The organism is Pseudoalteromonas sp. XMcav2-N (assembly GCF_024124545.1).
In the GTDB taxonomy this organism is placed as follows: Bacteria; Pseudomonadota; Gammaproteobacteria; order Enterobacterales; family Alteromonadaceae; genus Pseudoalteromonas.
The window spans coordinates 101,430-120,393 of sequence record NZ_JAMXSF010000008.1 but is presented as its reverse complement, the minus strand read 5'-3'; the positions used below and the strand labels follow the sequence as shown (position 1 = coordinate 120,393).

General features: G+C 50.3%; 12 protein-coding genes. 8 read left to right on the top strand and 4 right to left on the bottom strand.

Features of this window, described 5'->3' with window-relative positions:
- Positions 1-101: 101 nt before the first annotated feature.
- From NH568_RS12350 to NH568_RS12340, 3 genes are all read right to left on the bottom strand, one after another.
- Positions 102-1,841 carry a carbamoyltransferase C-terminal domain-containing protein gene (locus NH568_RS12350; protein ID WP_253047811.1) on the bottom strand — a complete coding sequence of 580 codons (1,740 nt, stop codon included), beginning with the start codon at positions 1,839-1,841 and terminating at the stop codon, positions 102-104.
- Between the two features lie 66 nt (positions 1,842-1,907).
- Positions 1,908-2,963: an ACP S-malonyltransferase gene (gene fabD / locus NH568_RS12345; RefSeq protein WP_253047810.1), complete on the bottom strand. Its 1,056-nt coding sequence runs from the start codon at positions 2,961-2,963 to the stop codon at positions 1,908-1,910.
- A gap of 17 nt (positions 2,964-2,980) precedes the next feature.
- Entirely contained in the window at positions 2,981-4,396 is a 1,416-nt protein-coding gene (locus tag NH568_RS12340) for a PfaD family polyunsaturated fatty acid/polyketide biosynthesis protein (RefSeq protein ID WP_253047808.1), read from the bottom strand.
- A gap of 193 nt (positions 4,397-4,589) precedes the next feature.
- Between NH568_RS12340 and NH568_RS12335 the strand changes: the two genes are divergently transcribed.
- The 3 genes from NH568_RS12335 (at position 4,590) to NH568_RS12325 (ending at position 7,939) form a co-directional block, all read left to right on the top strand.
- A complete protein-coding gene (locus NH568_RS12335) occupies positions 4,590-5,636 on the top strand; it encodes a fibrinogen-like YCDxxxxGGGW domain-containing protein (RefSeq protein WP_054015940.1) in 1,047 nt (348 codons plus the stop codon).
- Between the two features lie 348 nt (positions 5,637-5,984).
- Positions 5,985-7,127 (top strand): hypothetical protein, encoded by a 1,143-nt coding sequence (locus NH568_RS12330; RefSeq protein WP_253047806.1) that lies wholly within the window; start codon positions 5,985-5,987, stop codon positions 7,125-7,127.
- Positions 7,128-7,246: 119 nt separating this feature from the next.
- Entirely contained in the window at positions 7,247-7,939 is a 693-nt protein-coding gene (locus NH568_RS12325; RefSeq protein ID WP_253047803.1) for a penicillin-insensitive murein endopeptidase, read from the top strand.
- Between the two features lie 39 nt (positions 7,940-7,978).
- Here the strand turns inward: NH568_RS12325 and NH568_RS12320 are convergent, their stop codons facing one another.
- Positions 7,979-9,628, bottom strand: coding sequence for an alpha/beta fold hydrolase (locus tag NH568_RS12320; RefSeq protein ID WP_253047801.1), 1,650 nt, complete (start codon positions 9,626-9,628; stop codon positions 7,979-7,981).
- Between the two features lie 578 nt (positions 9,629-10,206).
- Between NH568_RS12320 and pdhR the strand changes: the two genes are divergently transcribed.
- From pdhR to NH568_RS12295, 5 genes are all read left to right on the top strand, one after another.
- Complete coding sequence (gene pdhR / locus NH568_RS12315) at positions 10,207-10,956, top strand: pyruvate dehydrogenase complex transcriptional repressor PdhR (RefSeq protein WP_046003630.1); 750 nt, start codon at positions 10,207-10,209, stop codon at positions 10,954-10,956.
- Between the two features lie 68 nt (positions 10,957-11,024).
- Complete coding sequence (gene aceE, locus NH568_RS12310) at positions 11,025-13,691, top strand: pyruvate dehydrogenase (acetyl-transferring), homodimeric type (RefSeq protein ID WP_253047799.1); 2,667 nt, start codon at positions 11,025-11,027, stop codon at positions 13,689-13,691.
- A gap of 11 nt (positions 13,692-13,702) precedes the next feature.
- On the top strand, positions 13,703-15,589 hold the full coding sequence (gene aceF / locus NH568_RS12305; RefSeq protein WP_253047797.1) for a pyruvate dehydrogenase complex dihydrolipoyllysine-residue acetyltransferase: 1,887 nt from the start codon (positions 13,703-13,705) through the stop codon (positions 15,587-15,589).
- Positions 15,590-15,811: 222 nt separating this feature from the next.
- Positions 15,812-17,236: a dihydrolipoyl dehydrogenase gene (lpdA, locus tag NH568_RS12300; RefSeq protein ID WP_010384093.1), complete on the top strand. Its 1,425-nt coding sequence runs from the start codon at positions 15,812-15,814 to the stop codon at positions 17,234-17,236.
- A gap of 305 nt (positions 17,237-17,541) precedes the next feature.
- The gene (locus NH568_RS12295) at positions 17,542-18,885 is read left to right on the top strand and encodes a serine hydrolase domain-containing protein (RefSeq protein ID WP_253047795.1); all 1,344 of its coding nucleotides are present in this window, start codon (positions 17,542-17,544) and stop codon (positions 18,883-18,885) included.
- The last annotated feature ends 79 nt before the right edge of the window (positions 18,886-18,964 follow it).

Below are 18,964 nucleotides of genomic sequence, written 5' to 3'. Positions count from 1 at the left end.
CTCGATAAACGTCTAGTCGGGCTGCGCGAACGCTGTTGTCTATGCGTCGCGCGGGTCTTTCTCAATCGGGCAGCCACGTTTATGGCGTGACTGCTACAGGGTTACTTCTCGTAAATGGTGTTGTTGATCACCAGCACATCAATGCCGGACATCAAAAACACCGCCAGCATGTCCTCAACCGAGTGGACAATGGGCTTACCCATAATGTTAAAGCTGGTGTTCAGCAGTACCGGCACACCGGTGATTTCACGGAAGCTGTCGATCAGCTTATAGTATGGCGCGTTCCATTCTTTCTTCACGCTTTGCAGACGGCCGGTGTTGTCGACATGCACCACGCCCGGCACTTTGTCGCGCACTGCCTCTTTAAACACCAAAGTACGCTCCATATAAGGAGACTCCTGATAGTCCTCAAAATACTCGTCGCCATATTCATGCAGGATAGATGGCGCAAAGGGGCGGAATTCTTCGCGGAACTTAACCCGGGCGTTCACTGTGTCTTTAATGTCGACCAGACACGGGTTAGCCAGGATTGAGCGGTTGCCTAAAGAACGCGGACCAAACTCAGCGCGGCCCTGTGCCCAGCCGATAATTTTACCTTCCGCCAGGAACTCAGCGGTTTTCTTATACACGTCTTCGCCGTAGTCGGTGGCTTTGAGGTGGCTGTAACGGTGCAGTTTATCCAGTGATTTTTGCCTTACCTCAGAGCCGGTATAGGGGCTTTGAATTTGCGTAGAAGGCTGCCAGCTTGGGTTGTCCTGCTGGTAGCACAGCAAGGCGGCACCAATGGCATTACCATCGTCTGCCGGGGCTGAAGGTACAAAGATATTGTCGAATTTGGATTTCGCCAGCGCGGTGCCCATAAAGGAAGAATTCAGTGCGCAGCCGCCGGAAATTGCGAGATTTTTCGACGGTGCATGCTCGTAGATGGCATCGATCAGATCCATAAAGATTTCACTGAATACCAGTTGTCCGGTGTAGGCAAAATCTTTGTAAGCTTCAATGGACTCACCTGGCTCGCGCGCCATGGCTTTAATCTCTTTCATGATGGCATTGAGGTTTTTCGGTACCACGAAATTACCGTTTTTCACCTGCAAAGACGCGCGCAGCAGATCGTAGATTTTCTGATCTTTTTTACCATAAGGCGCCAGACCCATGACTTTCCATTCTTCGCCTTTGAGCGGATCAAAACCCAGATTCTCACAGATAATGGTGTAAAACAGGCCCAGACTTTTGAATGACCGTTTTACTCTGATAGGCGCCGGGGTGATCTTGCCGTCTTTATAGGTGAAATAGTCGATACTGCTTTTTTCGCCCATACCGTCTACCACCAGGCAGGATGCTTCGCTGAACGGGCTGTTAAAACAGGCATTGGCTGCATGGGTGAGGTGGTGGTCAAAATAGCGTACTTCGGTGGGCTTTTTATTACGGTAGTTACCCACGATAAAGTTACGGCATGAGGCTTCAAAAAAGCGCGACAGGGTGCGCCCTGCAGCGGCCTGTGACGCTCTGGCAAAGTAGAACTGATCCTTGATATCGCGGGTGTTCACGTCGATATTAAACGAGAAGGTTTCGAGAATGCTCAGCACCACGTTTTCGAGGATATTGGTGCTTTTCTCGCGGCCTTTACTCCAGGTTTTGGCGATCACCAGTTCAGTACAGTCGCTGCAATAGGTCTTCAGGACTTCCTCGATGTAATAGGGGTTATCCGGCAGGCAGTAAAGGCCCCGTTTGTAGCCCAGAAAACGCTCGGCGTCTTCGGCAAAAATCACGTCACCCTGCTGATTGACAATCGCAATGGCAGGATCATGAAAGGAAGTGGCAAGGCCAATATAGTATTTCATCGTTTCAGTCCAAAAGTTGGGTCATTATTCTGTGTCCGGCCTGGGCCGGGGCATATTCTTTCTCTGTTACAGCGCTGTGGCTTCATCCAATGCGATATAGCCCTGCGCGCCTTCCACATACACCGCGGGTCGGTGGCCAAACAGCAACATGGCCGGGGTACGGGTGCGCATCGGCTCGCTAATATGGGCGACTTTGATTGTTGTACCGACGCCATGCGTTTGATTCCACAGCTCAACCTGCTGCGCCAGCGTTTGGGTATCGCTTCGAGCGTACTCTGCTGCGTGTTGTTTGATCTCCGCCACTAATTTAGTGAGGACCTTCTTCGGGCCCAGCTCGACAAATGTCATGTCACCCTGCGCCAGCAGGTAGGTAATTGTTTCGGTCCAGCGTACTGAGTGGGTCAGCTGAGCGACCAGCTGTGACTGGATAGTGTTGCTCTGGTGGGGCAGAGCGCTGACGTTGGCAATCACAGGTACTGCGGGGGCTTTGAATTCAACCTCTGCCACGCAGCGCGCAAAGTCAGCCTGTACATCGGCCATATAGCGGGAATGGAATGCGCCGCTGGTGTTAAGTCGGATAAACCGCCCACCGGTTTGCTCTATGGCTGGCTGGGCGCGCCCGATATCGTCGCTCAGGCCTGAGATCACGCTTTGCTGCGGGCTGTTCAGATTGGCAATGTCCAGTGCATCCAGCTGGTGCTCTGCCAGAGTCGCTCTTATCGCAGCTTCGTCTAACGCCAATACCGCGGCCATTGCACCGCCACTCACCTGGCTCATCAGGGCGCCGCGCTGTTGCACCAGTCGCAGGCCATCTTCAAAAGACAGCGCACCGGCGGCAAACAACGCGGTGTATTCGCCCAGGCTGTGCCCGGCCATAAAGTCCGCAGGCGCCGGGTCGCGCTGCTGGTGTGCCAAAAATGCCAGCGCACTGACCACATACAGGGCAGGCTGGGTGTACTCGGTTTGGTTCAGCTGGTTATGTGGGTCGCCCAGACACAAGGTTTTAATGCAGTAACCCAGCATGTCACTGGCTGTCTGGGTTTGCTCGGGAAACAAGTCAAACCAGGCCTTGCCCATGCCAACGTATTGTGCGCCCTGTCCGGGAAATAAATAACTCTTCATTGTTGCCTCGCCTGTGGTTAATCGACGTGTGCTGGCGCCAGCCAGTGACGGGTTCGGGTTGTCAGCACGGTGGCGGTCTCTGTCATCAGTAGCTGAGCAATGCTGGCCACATGGCGCTGTTGCCACGGCTCAAGGTCAGTGCCTTTCACCCATTGATTAAACGCCCCCAGTGCCGGTCCGGTATGGACCTGAAAATTGACCCGCTCCTGGGTTGCTCCGGCAAATGCCAGCTTCATTGAATGGGCAAAGTACCAACGAAACACGCGGGCCATCTTGTACTTAGGGTCCTGCTCCGCACGCATGACTTCCTCACTGCGCCCTTGCTGATGTAAGTACTGACTGGTCTCTTGCCAGATCTCAGCAAAGGTCTTTTTAAATACTTTGTTTTCCAGTTGCGCACGCTGCGCCGCGGGGATGGCATCCAGAGAGGGGTAGTGCTGATAAAGCTGATACAGCTTTTGTGCCCGGGCCGGAAAAAATACGCCTTTTTTCAGTACCTGTACTTTGGCACCCAGTTCAAACATATCTCCGGCAGGGGCATAGTCGGTGTCCTGAACATTAATGTCCTGCAACAGGGTTTTCACTGCTGCTGAGGTGTCGGCTTCGACCGTGCATTGGTTAATTGAGCCGGTCAGGATAAAGTCCGCCCCCATCATAAACGCGGCTGCGGCAGAGGTCGGCGTACCAATGCCACCGGCCAGTCCGACCCGGGGCACAGTGTTGAGTTGATACTGCGCACTGAGTGTGTCGCGCAGCTGTTGCATGGCAGGCAGCAGCACCGCTGGCATCCCTTGATCGGTATGACCGCCGGAGTCAGCCTCTACACACAGGTCGTCACACATGGCAATGTGTTTACTCAACTCGGCCTGCTCTAAAGTGATGTGTTTATCTGTCAGCAATTGGGAAACGATATTGTCCGGGGCCGGGCTTAAAAACACACTGGCGACTTCGGGGCGTGACACTTTGGCCATCAGCTTATTGGCCGACACCACCTGGCCCTGCTCATCTCGCACCAGACCGCGCAGGCGATACAGTACCAGCGCGGGGGTAATACGAATAAAAGCCGCGGCTTCCAGGCAACGAACCTGGCGCTTCAGGCACAGCTCAACCAACGCCATTTCCTGCTCAGGCTGGGTCAGATTACAGACCAGATTCAGGCCAAAGCGTTGTTCTTTTGAGAGCGCGTTTTGTATTTCACTCAATGCCTGGTCAACGACATCGACAGACAAGCCGCCCGAGCCAAAAAAGCTTAGCAAGCCGGCTTGTGCCATGGCGATAACCAGCTTTGCCGAGGCAATGCCCCGATACATGCCGCCGCTGGCATAGGCATAGTTAACGCCATAGTCTCGCCGAAACGATGCGGCACCCAGCTGTTGCGCTGAAATGGCTGGAAACTGGTTTGGGCTGGTGTCGCCTGAGAGTGTCTGAATCAAGGATCAATGCCCGAGTATGATAATTACACCGAACCGTAATACATAATTATGAAAACATAATGGAGAAGGGGGAGAGGTTGGAGGAGTCTAATTCATCGCTGCAGGAATAGGGTATTTTTCGTAATGTCGTCGTATTGAATAGTGAAACAAATGACTTTAAAGTACATTTTCTTTATAAGTTAAGGATTTAACTATGAGCTCTTATCGGACTTTACTATCACTTGCCGTACTCAGCGGCAGTGCTTTCGCGAATCAGACGTCGACACAATTTGACGGTACCTACTTACTCAATATGGATAACCATCACAATGGTGTACTGGTCAATGACCTGACCTTTGATTTTACAATGCAGGGGTTTAGTAGACACTTTATCGCCACGACAGAGAACAAAATCCTGTCTGGCTCCACTAGCTTGAATGGCACCAGTATTCGTTTTGAAGTGAGCGATCTAGTATCAGGTCAGAGTCAGTATTTTTCTGGCCACCGCGGTACATCAGGACACTATCAGGGAAGCTGGCACAGTGACGATGGCCGCGCGGGGGACTGGGGCATGGTGAATGCGGCTGATGAAGCATTCAGAACCTGTCAACAAATTTTGGATGCCGGTGCGAGTATCGGCGATGGTGTGTATCAGATTGTCGATGATAACGACGAACCGCTCTCTGTGTACTGTGATATGACAACCCATGGCGGTGGCTGGACACTGGTTGGCAGTTACCCTAATAAGGAGCCGGGCGGTAAAGCGCGGATCTCAGATTACGGCTCAGACCCTGAAACAAACCCTCTGGCACCGACTAAGTTGTGGTTGTATCAGGGCGATTTAACCCGCTTTGCGGATGCTCGTGAGCAAATTGCCTGCCCAGTAGGCGCGGGCTGTAATAACAATAAGAATGCCTTTGCTGACAACTTGACAACGCAAGAGCTGGATTTGATCCGGTATTCATGGGGCTTCCTCGACCGAGGTGATTACATGAAGGAGCTGAGAGAGATCCCAAGCTGTCGCACCGATTATGATGACGCCAGCACAGCTAAAGTCGGCTGTGTGAATCCGGACTATCTGGCCTGGGATGATGATGTGTATCGCAGCAGCTATCAGGTGGGCTGGCAGATTGACCTGTATGGTACGACGCATTGTTGGGTCGCCCGCGGCAGTTACAACTCGGATAAGTTGGGCTCCACTTCCTGTATTTCTAAAGTAGAGCCAAATGGCCAGAATTTCGCGCTACTTTGGATGCGTTAAACGATAAACTTTAGTGGGGTAAAGTGATTTGCCCCATTCCTATGGCTAGACATGACTTTATGGTTAAAGAGGTTGTGGCTGGTCCGTCGGACTCTTTACTTTAAAGAGTCTGTTATTTCCTCAAGGCGACAATCAGCTCTTCATCTGTCCCCCAGATTTGCATAGATAGAGACAGCGCGTTAGAGGCTTAAAACTTTCCGCTGTTAAAATGTTGTGATTGATGTTAATTTGTTGGTCTGTGGCTTGCGGTATTTGCTGTTAGATCTCAGCTTGGTAGTAACGCAGTGCCGCATTACTAGGAGCCGTTTTGGCTGCTGAGTAACATTTAATCACTTCAAGGACTAGATCATGACAGTTTTATCACGTTTTTTCTTTTTGGCTGCTGTAGTATGCAGTCAGGTAAGTCTGGCCAGTGTTCATCTGGTAGACAACGAATGTAGCACTGCACTGAGCGCGCACAGTGGCGCACAGAGTGAGTATTCGCTCAGTCAATCTGCTTTGACCCCAGACTCCTCATTACGTTTTCTTGGTTTTGACATTATAGATAAGCAAGGAGAGCCACATCTTCGGGCGCGCTTTGCCGCAAGTGGGCTGGAGTTTGCATTTTTTGATATCTACTCAGGTCAGCACTCTTTGCACTGTGGTATTTTTATCCCCGAGCGGGTTCAGGCTCAAAGGCAAGCCTGGGCTGCAGAGCTGCCAGTGCGTGAGGCGCTAAGTCGGTTGCAAGACAGCAATACGCTGAATATCTGGGTAAATAGCGATCGACTGATTGAAGGGAAATCGCAGAGCTTTTTAACTGAGCTGTCTTACAGCCGAACTGCACTGTTGAAGTTATTACAACATCATGATGCAACACGCCTGCCTTATGCTCTGAAAATGAAGCATCCCAGCGACCTCAATCAAGCCTCGTCGGACAATAACATTGTATATTGTCTCAACTCACGGTTTGGGGAATGCGACTACAGCCACCCAGGCTATGGTGAACCTGAACACCTGATCTTGCCTATCAAGGGTGAGGTAGTATTGGATGGTTATATCTCCCGCTTGTTGTTTAAAGAAGACGTGGAGCAAGGTGGTCTGAGCGTCGCAGCAACCGATTTTGGGGTCTGGAATTGGGATAACCCGGTTTACGAACTGGGGGCGCTGCGTGGCAATGCCAAAGCCTTTTTGGCACCGTTTTTTACTTTAAGCTATCTAAGCGCGCCGGACTCTGAGCAGATCCAGACCAAAATTGCCTGGGATATTCCGTTGCAGTATGGGGCATTTCACAACCCGAATACCTATGCCCGCGATTATGAAACTTATTGGCTAATGAGCTTGGCGTTTGAACATAACCCGCTTGGCAGCCCTGAGCAGGCCAAACGCCTTGGTTATTCGGAGGATCACTACCAGAGCCAAACCCAAACCAGCTTTATTGCGTTAACGGGTCTCAATGAGGCAAAGCAGGGCGCGTTTAAACTGGCACCACTAACAGTAACTTATCCTTAACCCCCTAAACTGGCTGGGTCTTATTGGACCCAGCCGAGTAGTTATTGCATGCTGGCAGCTGCCAGACAACCGCAAATTTTGTCAGCATTTATTCAGCTCAATGCAGTTACTTTGCCGTAATGACATATCGATATTTATTACCATTCATTATTCTCGTCCCTGTGCTTGTGAATGCTAAAACCAGCACCTGTTATGGCACAACGGCACGAGGCGCGTTGAGCGATGGGGTCGAGCTACCGCATTCAGGGAATAACTTCGAAGGCTACAGCCGGCTTGCGCGTCTGGCCGGGCGTACCTATGTGCATTCAGAAGTATATGAAATTGTGACAGCCGCCTATCAGACGCTGGAACAAACGCACCCGGATAAAGTGTACAAGTATGCTGAGACAGGTTTTGCCGCAGGCGGACAGTTCAGGCCACATAAAACCCATCGTAATGGTCTATCGGTGGATTTTATGACGCCCGTTATCAATACAGCAGGTGAGTCGGTACACTTGCCAACACATCCATTCAATAAGTTTGGCTACCTTATCGAGTTTGATGAACAGGAGCAGTTTGATGGCCTGAGAATAGACTATGATGCGATGGCGGCGCACATTGTCGCGTTACATCAGCAGGCAATACGTCGCGGTCATGATATCTGGCGTGTTATTTTCGACCCTAATTTGCAACCGAACTTATTTAGCACACAGTATGGGGAATATCTGAAAACTCAGGTTCAGTTTTCTAAAAAGCCGTCCTGGGTCCGTCATGATGAACACTATCATATTGATTTTGACATACCCTGTGAACCAATGACTGAAACCGGATAACGTGGTTTCAGTCATTGTGTTAAATGTGAAATAAATCTATCAGAAGTCAATTAGTGGCATAAAGGTGGCGGATGCCTGCGCAAATGCTTGTGGATCAGATGCCTTTAGCTGCATGATATCGGCCTCTGACATGACCTCTGGCTGGCCATCAAAAGCATCGGTCGTACCAAACAACACCTGGCTTGCCATGGTGGATGCGTCAAAGTTAAGCCCCTGCAAATCTGCGATACAGCTGGTATCTGGCTGGCTCCAGATATCCTCAATAAAGTTTTGCATGATTGTTGCGCCACAGGTGTGGGTGGTAGCGTCCCTGGTCTGGCTGACAAAAAGTACCCCGTGATGCGTCTGTGGCAGCTCAACATAACGCTGATTCATGTTAGTAAACGCGTTTTGGATCAGCGGTATATAGGTATGGGGCGTTTGTGGGTCCAGGTCACCATTGAGTACCAGGGTCGGCATGTAATGGTGCATTGGCTGATAGACATAAGGGTCGCTGTAACGGTTGCCCCAGATCTGCTTATCTATGTGTATACGATAGCTCATAAAGTCAGGGTAGCAGGCAATGGCATCCTGACAATAAGCAAGCTTGGTTGGCAAATTGCGTTGCACATGATTAATTTCGTTGTGGGTGATAAGCTTTGATACAACTTGCGAAAAACTCAAAGGATCTTTTTCCCCGAGTGGCAGCACTTTTTTACCCAGACCTTTAAAGACAAAATTATGCAGGTTATTCAGGGCCACGACGTCATCGTTATTACACCGGTTCAGGCGATGCAGCGCGGGCAACAATATCTGCTCCACAGAGCGAGACAAGCCGAGGGACGCCAGGATATGCAAAGCCCGGCGGTCAAAGTCCAGTCCGGGGCAGTGCTGGGCGGTAAAAATATCAATAAGGCGCTGTTTGAGCTGCGACAGCGAACTGAAATTTAACCGCGACTGACAGCTTGTATCAAGCTGGCAGTAAGCCAGTAAATCGTCCAGTGTTGCGTTAAAGTTCTCATCCCACAGGTCATTACCAAATTCGGCAGGTGGCAGCACTGAGTCGAGGATAATGGCCTGAGCGCCGGTTGGGGCAACCTGACTGAACCTTTGTGCCCACAGCGTGCCATAAGAAACGCCATAGACATAGCTGGGTTGCCAGTTGAGCACCTTACTTTTGCCGATCACATAATCCAGATCCCGTGCTGCTGCTGTGGTATTAAACTCAAACAGACCATCACCCCATTGCTGATGGAGATCATCAAAACAGGTTTGGGCATACTGAGCATAATCGGCGTCAAGCGGATTGCTGCACGCCAGATGAGTAGACCAGCCAACGCCACGATGTTCCAGCACGTATAAATCATATTGCTCGGTAAAAGGCGCCAAAGTGGTATTTAATTGCTGAACAAAAAAGCTGCCAGAGCCACCCGGTCCGCCCTGCAGCAACCAAATTTGCCCTTTACTGTTTACCGACTTTGCAGGGTATTTAGAGACCAGCACGGAGATTTTTTTACCGTCTGGTTCCTGCCAGTTCAGAGGCACATCGGCCAGTGTACAGGTGTTTTTACCATCTGTGGATTGAAACTGCGTCGGACACGCGCCCCAGTTAAAATCCAGATAGCGGTTAAAATGTGATTCGGTGAGGGTGGTGGCCTGACTGACATTGCTCAGTGTGAGCGCGCTCAGTGCGACTATGGATAGCTTCATTGTTCTCTTGTATCCCTTTACTTTTTATCAACCTTGTTCGTTTGGATTTAACATTATCTTATTCCCGATTTATTGTGTAACGCTTTTTACCTGAAAAAGGTTCAAGTTGATAAACCAGCTGAGTGCGCTTTTTGCATTATTATCCCGAGCCGAGTTTTGAAAGTGGTAGTCAGCACCAAGGTGTGGTGAGGTTACATGTGGGTCTAATAGCTAGGCCGCAAAACCAATAAAGCGCACCCGTCAGCGTACAATTATGACGGGTCTTTTTCATCTCCACGCCCATCTGGTCTGACCATTTTATTTTCCTTTTTTAAATCATCTAACTTGTATAAAGTTTAGACACTTTGTGGTGGCGTTTTTTGTACTACTTTTAGCCGCAAAGCGCCGATTTTTGACAGTTGCGCTTGATTTTGATAACGTAGTGCTCAAATTTGGTATGACCAATTTACCTTTAGGGTTGGCCTTACCGGATCTGTTTAAGTAAAGAGTGAGCTGGATCAGTATCTTGCCGGTGTTTTGGCGGGCAGGAACAGAAACAGCTGGCTTGGGGTTTCACCTATAAACTCGGCGTTTAATCAATGTCTTTAAAGATAAAAGCAGCGAAACTATCAGATGTCATTCTGGAACAACTGGAAAATATGATCCTCGAAGGGTCGTTGATGCCAGGGGAAAAGCTGCCGCCGGAGCGTGAACTGGCCAAGCAGTTTGAAGTGTCGCGGCCATCGCTGCGAGAAGCAATTCAGAAGCTTGAAGCCAAAGGGCTGGTTACCCGACGTCAGGGTGGCGGTACCTATGTAAAAAATCAGCTTGAAGAAGGTCTCACTGATCCCTTATTCGAGTTGATCAGTAAACACCCCGAGTCGCAGTTTGATTTGCTGGAGTTTCGTCATGCCCTGGAGGGCATTGCAGCGTATTACGCCGCCATGCGTGGCACGCAAACGGATCTCGATAAAGTGGAACAAAGCTTTGATGATATTGCCAGCGTTGGCGATGACCTGGTGCAAAAGGCCAGAGCCATCAATACCTTCCACTTTACCGTAGCAGAAGCATCACACAATGTGGTGTTGTTGCATCTGATGCGGGGCATGCAGTCTTTACTGGAACAAAATGTATTGCAGAACTTAACGGTGTTAGTGCAAAAGCCGGATGCCAGCGCACAGCTTGCCCATCATCGCGAGGTGTTAAAAAACGCCGTGATCGAAGGTAAGCCTGAGCAGGCAAGACTGGCCAGTAACGCGCACTTAGCCTTTATTGAAGAGGCGTTGCTGGAAGCCGGGCGGGAGCGGTCGCGCATTGAGCGCAGCTTGCGTCGCACCAAAGCACAGTAGTACACAAACAGAGCCATAAGCTAACGCTATAGAATAAATTCGTATTTTAAACATAAGGAACACTCCATATGTCTGAAGTCAATAAATTTGACGTAGACGCGCTAGAAACCCAAGAGTGGTTGCAGGCGCTTGAGTCGGTTGTAAAAGAAGAAGGCGTAGAGCGCGCACAATTCCTGCTTGAGCAGGTACTTGAGCAGGCGCGTCTGGACGGCGTTGATATGCCAACCGGTATTACGACCAACTATGTCAACACTATCCCGGCAGATCAGGAACCTGCCTATCCGGGGGATGTGAATCTGGAGCGTCGTATCCGCTCTATCATCCGCTGGAATGCGATCATGATCGTACTGCGCGCTTCTAAGAAAGATCTGGAGCTGGGCGGACATATGGCGTCGTACCAGTCGTCTGCAGCGTTTTATGAAATGTGTTTTAACCATTTTTTCCGCGCACCGAATGAAAAAGACGGCGGCGACCTGGTTTACTATCAGGGCCACATTTCACCGGGTATTTATGCCCGTGCGTTCGTTGAAGGTCGTTTGACTGCTGAGCAGCTGGACAACTTCCGTCAGGAAGTAGACGGTAAAGGTCTGTCTTCTTACCCGCACCCTAAACTGATGCCTGAATTCTGGCAGTTCCCGACTGTATCTATGGGTCTGGGTCCAATCGCGTCTATCTATCAGGCACGTTTCCTGAAATACCTTGACGGCCGTGGTCTGAAAGACACTGCCGAGCAGCGTGTATACGCCTTCCTGGGCGACGGTGAAATGGATGAGCCAGAATCTCGTGGTGCGATTTCTTTCGCGGCCCGCGAGAAGCTGGATAACCTGTGTTACCTGATCAACTGTAACCTACAGCGTCTGGATGGACCGGTAATGGGTAATGGTAAGATCATTCAGGAACTGGAAGGTCTGTTCAAAGGTGCTGGCTGGAACGTCATCAAAGTTGTCTGGGGTTCAGGCTGGGACAAGCTACTGGCGAAGGACACTACAGGTAAGCTGCTACAGCTGATGAATGAAACCATCGATGGTGACTATCAGACGTATAAAGCCAAAGATGGCGCGTACGTACGTGAGCATTTCTTTGGTCGTTACCCGGAGACAGCGGCACTGGTTGCGGATATGACAGACGAAGAGATCTTCGCGCTGAAGCGTGGTGGTCATGAGCCGTCTAAGCTGTTTGCTGCATTCAAAGCGGCACAAGAGACTAAAGGTCGTCCGACGGTGATCCTGGCTAAGACTGTAAAAGGTTACGGCATGGGTGAAGCGGCGGAAGGTAAAAATATCGCCCACCAGGTGAAGAAAATGGACATGACGCACGTTGAGCACCTGCGTTCACGTCTGGGCCTGGAAGACCTGGTATCTGACGAGCAAATCAAAGACTTGCCTTACCTGACACTGGAAGAAGGGTCTGCAGAGTACGAATACCTGCACGCACGTCGTAAAGCACTACACGGTTACACGCCGCAGCGTTTGCCTAACTTCACAGAAGCGCTGACGCTGCCTGAACTGGATGCGTTCAAGCCGCTGCTGGAAGAGCAAAAGCGTGATATTTCAACGACTATGGCATATGTCCGTGCGTTGAACATCCTGCTGAAAGACAAAGGCGTTGGCAAAAACATCGTACCTATCATTGCCGATGAAGCGCGTACTTTCGGTATGGAAGGTCTGTTCCGTCAGATTGGTATTTATAACCCACACGGTCAGAACTATACCCCTCAGGACCGCGATATTGTTTCTTACTACAAAGAAGCGACGTCTGGTCAGGTACTGCAAGAAGGTATCAACGAGTTGGGTGCAATGTCTTCATGGGTGGCTGCGGCAACGTCTTACAGCACCAATGATCTACCAATGATCCCGTTCTACATCTACTACTCTATGTTCGGTTTCCAACGTGTTGGCGACATGGCGTGGATGGCGGGTGACCAGCAGGCACGCGGCTTCTTGCTAGGTGCAACAGCAGGTCGTACAACGCTTAACGGTGAAGGTCTGCAGCACGAAGATGGTCACTCGCACATTCAGGCGGGCACGATCCCTAACTGTATTTCTTACGACCCAACATTTGCGTTTGAAGTGGCGGTTATTCTGCAAGACGGTATCCGTCGTATGTACGGTGAGAGCCAAGAAAACGTGTTCTACTACCTGACGCTGATGAACGAAAACTATCATCAGCCTGCTATGCCAGAAGGCGCCGAAGAGGGTATCCGTAAGGGTATCTACAAGCTGGAAAGCTACACTGGCGACAAGGCTCAGGTGCAGCTGATGGGTTCAGGTACTATTCTGAACGAAGTACGTAAAGCAGCGCAGATCCTGAGCGACGATTACGGTATTGCGTCAGACGTATTCTCTGTCACGTCATTCAATGAACTGGCACGTGACGGTCAGGACGCTGAGCGTTTCAACATGCTGAACCCGGATGCAGAACAAAAAGTATCTTACATCAGCACGGTACTGGGCGAAGCCCCAGCAATTGCGGCCACTGACTACATGAAGAGCTATGCTGATCAGGTTCGTGCTTTCATGCCAAGCGTTTCTTACAAAGTGCTGGGCACCGACGGTTACGGCCGTTCTGACAGCCGTGAAAACCTGCGCCGTCACTTCGAAGTGAATGCAGGCTATGTCGTGGTTGCTGCGCTGAGCGAGCTGGTTAAGCAAGGCAAAGTTGAAAAGTCAGTAGTAACAGACGCTATCAAGAAATTTGATATCGACACAACCAAAACCAACCCACTTTACGCATAAGAGGCTAAGTGATGGCAATCGAAATTCATGTACCAGATATTGGCGCCGATGAGGTTGAAGTAACCGAGATTTTAGTCAGCGTTGGCGACACGGTAGAAGAAGAGCAGTCGCTGATCACCGTTGAAGGCGACAAAGCGTCAATGGAAGTGCCTGCTGCGCAAGCGGGTACGGTTAAAGAAATCAAGATCAGTGAAGGCGACAAAGTGTCGACCGGTTCACTGATCATGGTCTTCGAAGCAGCGGGCGATGCGCCTGCTGCTGAGGCAGCACCTGCGGCGGCTCCGGCCGCAGCAGCGCCAGCACCGGCAACGGCTGAAGTGAAAGAAGTCCACGTACCAGACATAGGTGGTGACGAAGTTGAAGTCACTGAAATTCTGGTTGCGGTTGGCGACAGTGTTGAAGCCGAGCAGTCTTTGATCACGGTTGAAGGTGACAAGGCGTCAATGGAAGTACCTGCACCATTTGCCGGTACTGTGAAAGAAATCAAAGTTGAGATTGGCGGCAAAGTGGCCACCGGCAGCTTAGTTTTTGTGTTTGAAACTGCGAGTGCAGCAGCACCGGTTGCAGCAGAAACTGCGCCTGCCGCAGCCCCGGTTGAAGCAACGCCTTCACTGCAGGAAGTACAAGTACCAGATATCGGTGGCGACGAAGTTGAAGTCACTGAAATCATGGTGGCAGTAGGCGACAGCGTGGAAGAAGAACAGTCTTTGATCACCGTTGAAGGCGACAAGGCCTCAATGGAAGTGCCTGCGCCATTTGCCGGTACTGTGAAAGAAATCAAAGTTGCTGCTGGCGACAAAGTGTCAACGGGCTCACTGATCTTCGTATTTGAAACTGTTGCAGCTACAGCACCAGCTCCGGCAGCACCTGCTGCGCCTGCAGCTGCACCAGCGCCGGCGGCCAAAACGGCTCCGGCAGCGGCTCCTGCGCCAAGTGCAGCCAAAGACGAATTTGTGGCTAATGATGATTATGCCCATGCTTCGCCTGTGGTACGTCGTCTGGCGCGCGAGTTTGGCGTTAACCTGGCACGCGTTAAAGGTACTGGCCGTAAGAACCGTGTACTGAAAGAAGACGTGCAGAACTATGTGAAAGAGCTGGTTCGTAAGGTTGAGTCTGGCGAAATCAGCAAAGGCGGTAACACAGGTGGCGGCGAGCTGGGTCTGATCCCTTGGCCGAAAGTTGACTTCAGCAAGTTTGGTGAAGTAGAAGAGAAGAAACTGTCTCGTATTCAGAAGATCTCAGGCGCTAACCTGCACCGTAACTGGGTTCAGATCCCGCACGTGACGCAGTTCGACGAAGCCGACATCACCACGCTGGAAGCATTCCGTAAAGAGCAGAATGTGCTGGCTGAGAAGAAGAAGATGGGCGTGAAGATCACTCCATTGGTATTCGTGATGAAAGCAGCGGCCAAAGCACTGGAAGAGTTCCCGACCTTTAACTCATCACTTTCAGAAGACGGTGAAAGCCTGATCCTGAAGAAGTATGTAAACATCGGTGTGGCAGTTGATACGCCAAATGGTCTGGTTGTGCCTGTCTTCAAAGACGTCAACAAGAAAGGCATCATCGAGCTGTCTCGCGAGCTGATGGACGTATCTAAGAAGGCCCGTGAAGGCAAGCTGACTGCCGCTGATATGCAGGGTGGTTGTTTCACTATCTCAAGCCTGGGTGGCATCGGCGGTACGGCATTTACGCCTATCGTGAATGCACCGGAAGTGGCTATCTTAGGTGTCTCTAAGTCTGAGATGAAGCCGAAGTGGAATGGTAAAGAGTTTGAGCCGCGCCTGATGGTGCCGCTGAGCTGTTCATACGACCACCGTGTCATTGACGGTGCACTGGCAGCCCGCTTTACTGTGACGCTGGCCAATTACCTGAGCGACATTCGTCAGCTGGTAATGTAAGCCAAAGCAAAACCGCATGACCTCAGGTTGTGCGGTTTTGTCATATTTTTACTGTCCTGTCTGATATTTGGGCGGGACATCTGTGGGTGCGAATGATACACTTTCGCGCAACAAAAAACTCTCTCTGGTTGTTGGTGGCAGCGCTTGCCGATGATCAGGCACAATTGGGTGCGGATACTCACTCGAGTAGAGTCCCGTTCGAATAATAGTTAAGGTAATAACATGAGCAACGAAATCAAAACTCAAGTTGTTGTACTAGGCGGTGGTCCTGGTGGTTACTCTGCAGCATTCCGTGCAGCAGACCTAGGTTTAGAAGTTACATTGATCGAATCTCGCGATACCCTGGGTGGTGTGTGCTTGAACGTAGGTTGTATTCCTTCAAAAGCACTTTTACACGTGGCTAAGGTAATCGACGACGCAGCTGAAATGGCTTCACACGGTGTAACTTTCGGTGCTCCTCAAATCGACCTGGACAAAATCCGTAGCTGGAAAGAGTCTGTAATTGGTCAGCTGACAGGCGGTCTGTCTGGCATGGCGAAAATGCGTAAAGTGAAAGTAGTTAGTGGCTACGGTAAATTCACCGGCTCTAACTCTATTGCGGTTGAAGGTGCTGACGGCACTACGACTGTAAACTTCGACAATGCTATCATCGCTGCGGGTTCTCAGCCTGTAAACCTGCCTTTCATCCCACAAGATGAGCGTATCATTGATTCAACTGGCGCACTTGAGCTGAAAGACGTACCAGAAAAACTACTTGTTCTGGGTGGTGGTATCATCGGTCTTGAGATGGGTACTGTGTACCGTGCACTGGGTTCTCAAATCGACGTCGTTGAGTTTGCAGACCAACTGGTTCCTGCGGCTGACAAAGACGTTATCAAGATTTACCAGAAGTACGTGAAAGACAAGTTCAACGTGATGCTGTCTACTAAGGTTGTTGCGGTTGAAGCGAAAGAAGACGGTATCTACGTTTCGTTCGAAGGCAAGCAAGCACCAGAAGGCCAGGTACGTTACGACAAAGTATTGGTTGCGGTTGGCCGTACGCCTAACGGTAAGCTACTTGACGCAGACAAAGCGGGCGTTGCGGTTGACGAACGTGGCTTCATCAACACTGATAAGCAAATGAAGACCAACGTAAACCACATCTACGCGATTGGTGACATCGTAGGTCAGCCTATGCTTGCACACAAAGCGGTTCACGAAGCACACGTTGCTGCTGAAGTGATTTCTGGTAAGAAACACTACTTCGATCCTAAGTGCATTCCTTCAATCGCGTACACAGATCCAGAAATCGCATGGGTTGGTGTCACTGAGAAAGAAGCGAAAGAGCAAGGTCTGAGCATTGAAACTGCGGTATTCCCGTGGGCAGCTTCTGGCCGTGCAATTGCTTCTGCACGTACTGAAGGTCAGACTAAGATGATCTTCGACAAAGAGACTGGTCGCGTTATCGGTGGTGCTATGGTTGGTATCAACGCCGGTGAAATGCTGGGCGAGATCGGCCTGGCAGTGGAGATGGGTGCAGACGCAGAAGACGTGGCACTGACTATCCACGCTCACCCAACGCTGAACGAGTCAATCGGCCTGGCGGCTGAGATCTTCGAAGGTTCAATCACTGACCTGCCTAACAAAAAGGCAGTAAAGAAGAAGTAATTAACGCTTCTTATTGAACTAAAAAACCCGGCTTAAATTGGCCGGGTTTTTTGTGTCTGTTGCTCGCTATATTGTGTGACTCTTTACATCATATCATCACCTTCCGGACACTTGGCATTATCCGATTCCATCGGCATACAGCGCTTACAGATAGCCTCACAGCACTAGCTCTATGGGCATGGTGTTTATCTTCAAGACACCCTTACACCAAATTATCCGGTTCAAAACAACACAGCATTGTGAGTACCTGGCCAGTATGTTAACGTGGATGGACCTATAAAAATAACTATAACAAGGACTTCGTCATGGGAATTAAACCGTATTATGCAGGCATTTTGGGGTTGGCAGTGAGCTGTCATGTACATGCAGATAACAGTGATTTTGACGCCACTTTGGCGTGTTATACGCAAGCTGAACAACCCGGGATCGCCGTGCGTATTGAGCAGGGCAGTAAGCTGTTATACAGTGCTGCAAACGGCCTTGCTGATATCGAAAGTAAGCAGCCACTGCATACTGAGCAAGTGTTTCAGATTGGCTCGATCACTAAGCAATTTACGGCTGCGGCCATTTTGCAGTTGGCAGAGCGCAATAAACTCTCACTCCAGGATCCGCTCGGAAAGTTCATACCCTCTTTGAGCGCCGACTATGGTAAATTAACTCTGGATAGGGTTCTGTCACATACTTCAGGATTACCAAATTATAATGAAGGCCCTGAGATTGGCGCCAAAATGGCGCATTATCGCACTTTAGATCAGATCCTGGCAGAGATTGTACAAGCACCTGTATTGTATCCTTCGGGTGAAGGCCATACCTATTCCAATACTGGCTATCTGCTGCTTGGCAAGATTATCGAGCAGGTATCCGGGTTAAACTACAAAGACTATCTGCAACAGCATATCTTTACACCGCTGGGTATGAAACACTCTCAGGTACTCATCAAGGGGACCGGCGGCGATGAAGTAAAAGGCTACAGCTCTACAGACGATAAAAAGACACCTGTCGCCCCTTTTTATGTTGATCGCAGTTGGATCTATTCAGCCGGTGGCATCGAGACAACACTGGCCGACATGAGCCGCTGGCACCGTGGCCTGAAAGCCGGCAAAGTCGTCAGTCCGTCCAGTTATCAGGCAATGATCACCAGTGCTACACTTAATGATGGCTCTGTTGCCAACTATGGCTATGGTTTTTATACCTTTGAGCTTGCCGGACAGCCAAGTTATTTTCACGAAGGGGGGGTGCCCGGATTCCTGGCCATGTCGGTGTATTTTCCTGAGGACGATTTATTCGCCACTGTATTTAGCAATCAGGATACTTTACACCCGGGCCCCGCACTGCTGGATATGGTTTCGCAGCATCTGAACATTACGCCAAAGCCACTACCAGATGTCAAGATGGACCATTTCGCTAAAACTTTAGTTGGCGAGTATCAGTCAGCTGGCAAGCAGCAGCTGAAAGTGACGTTTGAGGAGGGGATTCTGTACGGGCAAAAAGGGCAAGGCGAAAAACGTAAACTGGTCGCCAGAGCCAATAACGCTTTTTCTTTTGAATGCACGCAGAATTACTACCAGCTCAGTGTGGCTGAAGGCAAAACCAGTCTGACCCCAGTCGGGCTGTATCGGGGTAAGGGCAAGCCGCTGTTTAAGCTGTGAAGGTCAACTCTCATTCGTTCTGAGAGAACTAAAAAACCCGGCTGATGTTGCTGTGCCGGGTTTTTAGCTTGAATCAGGA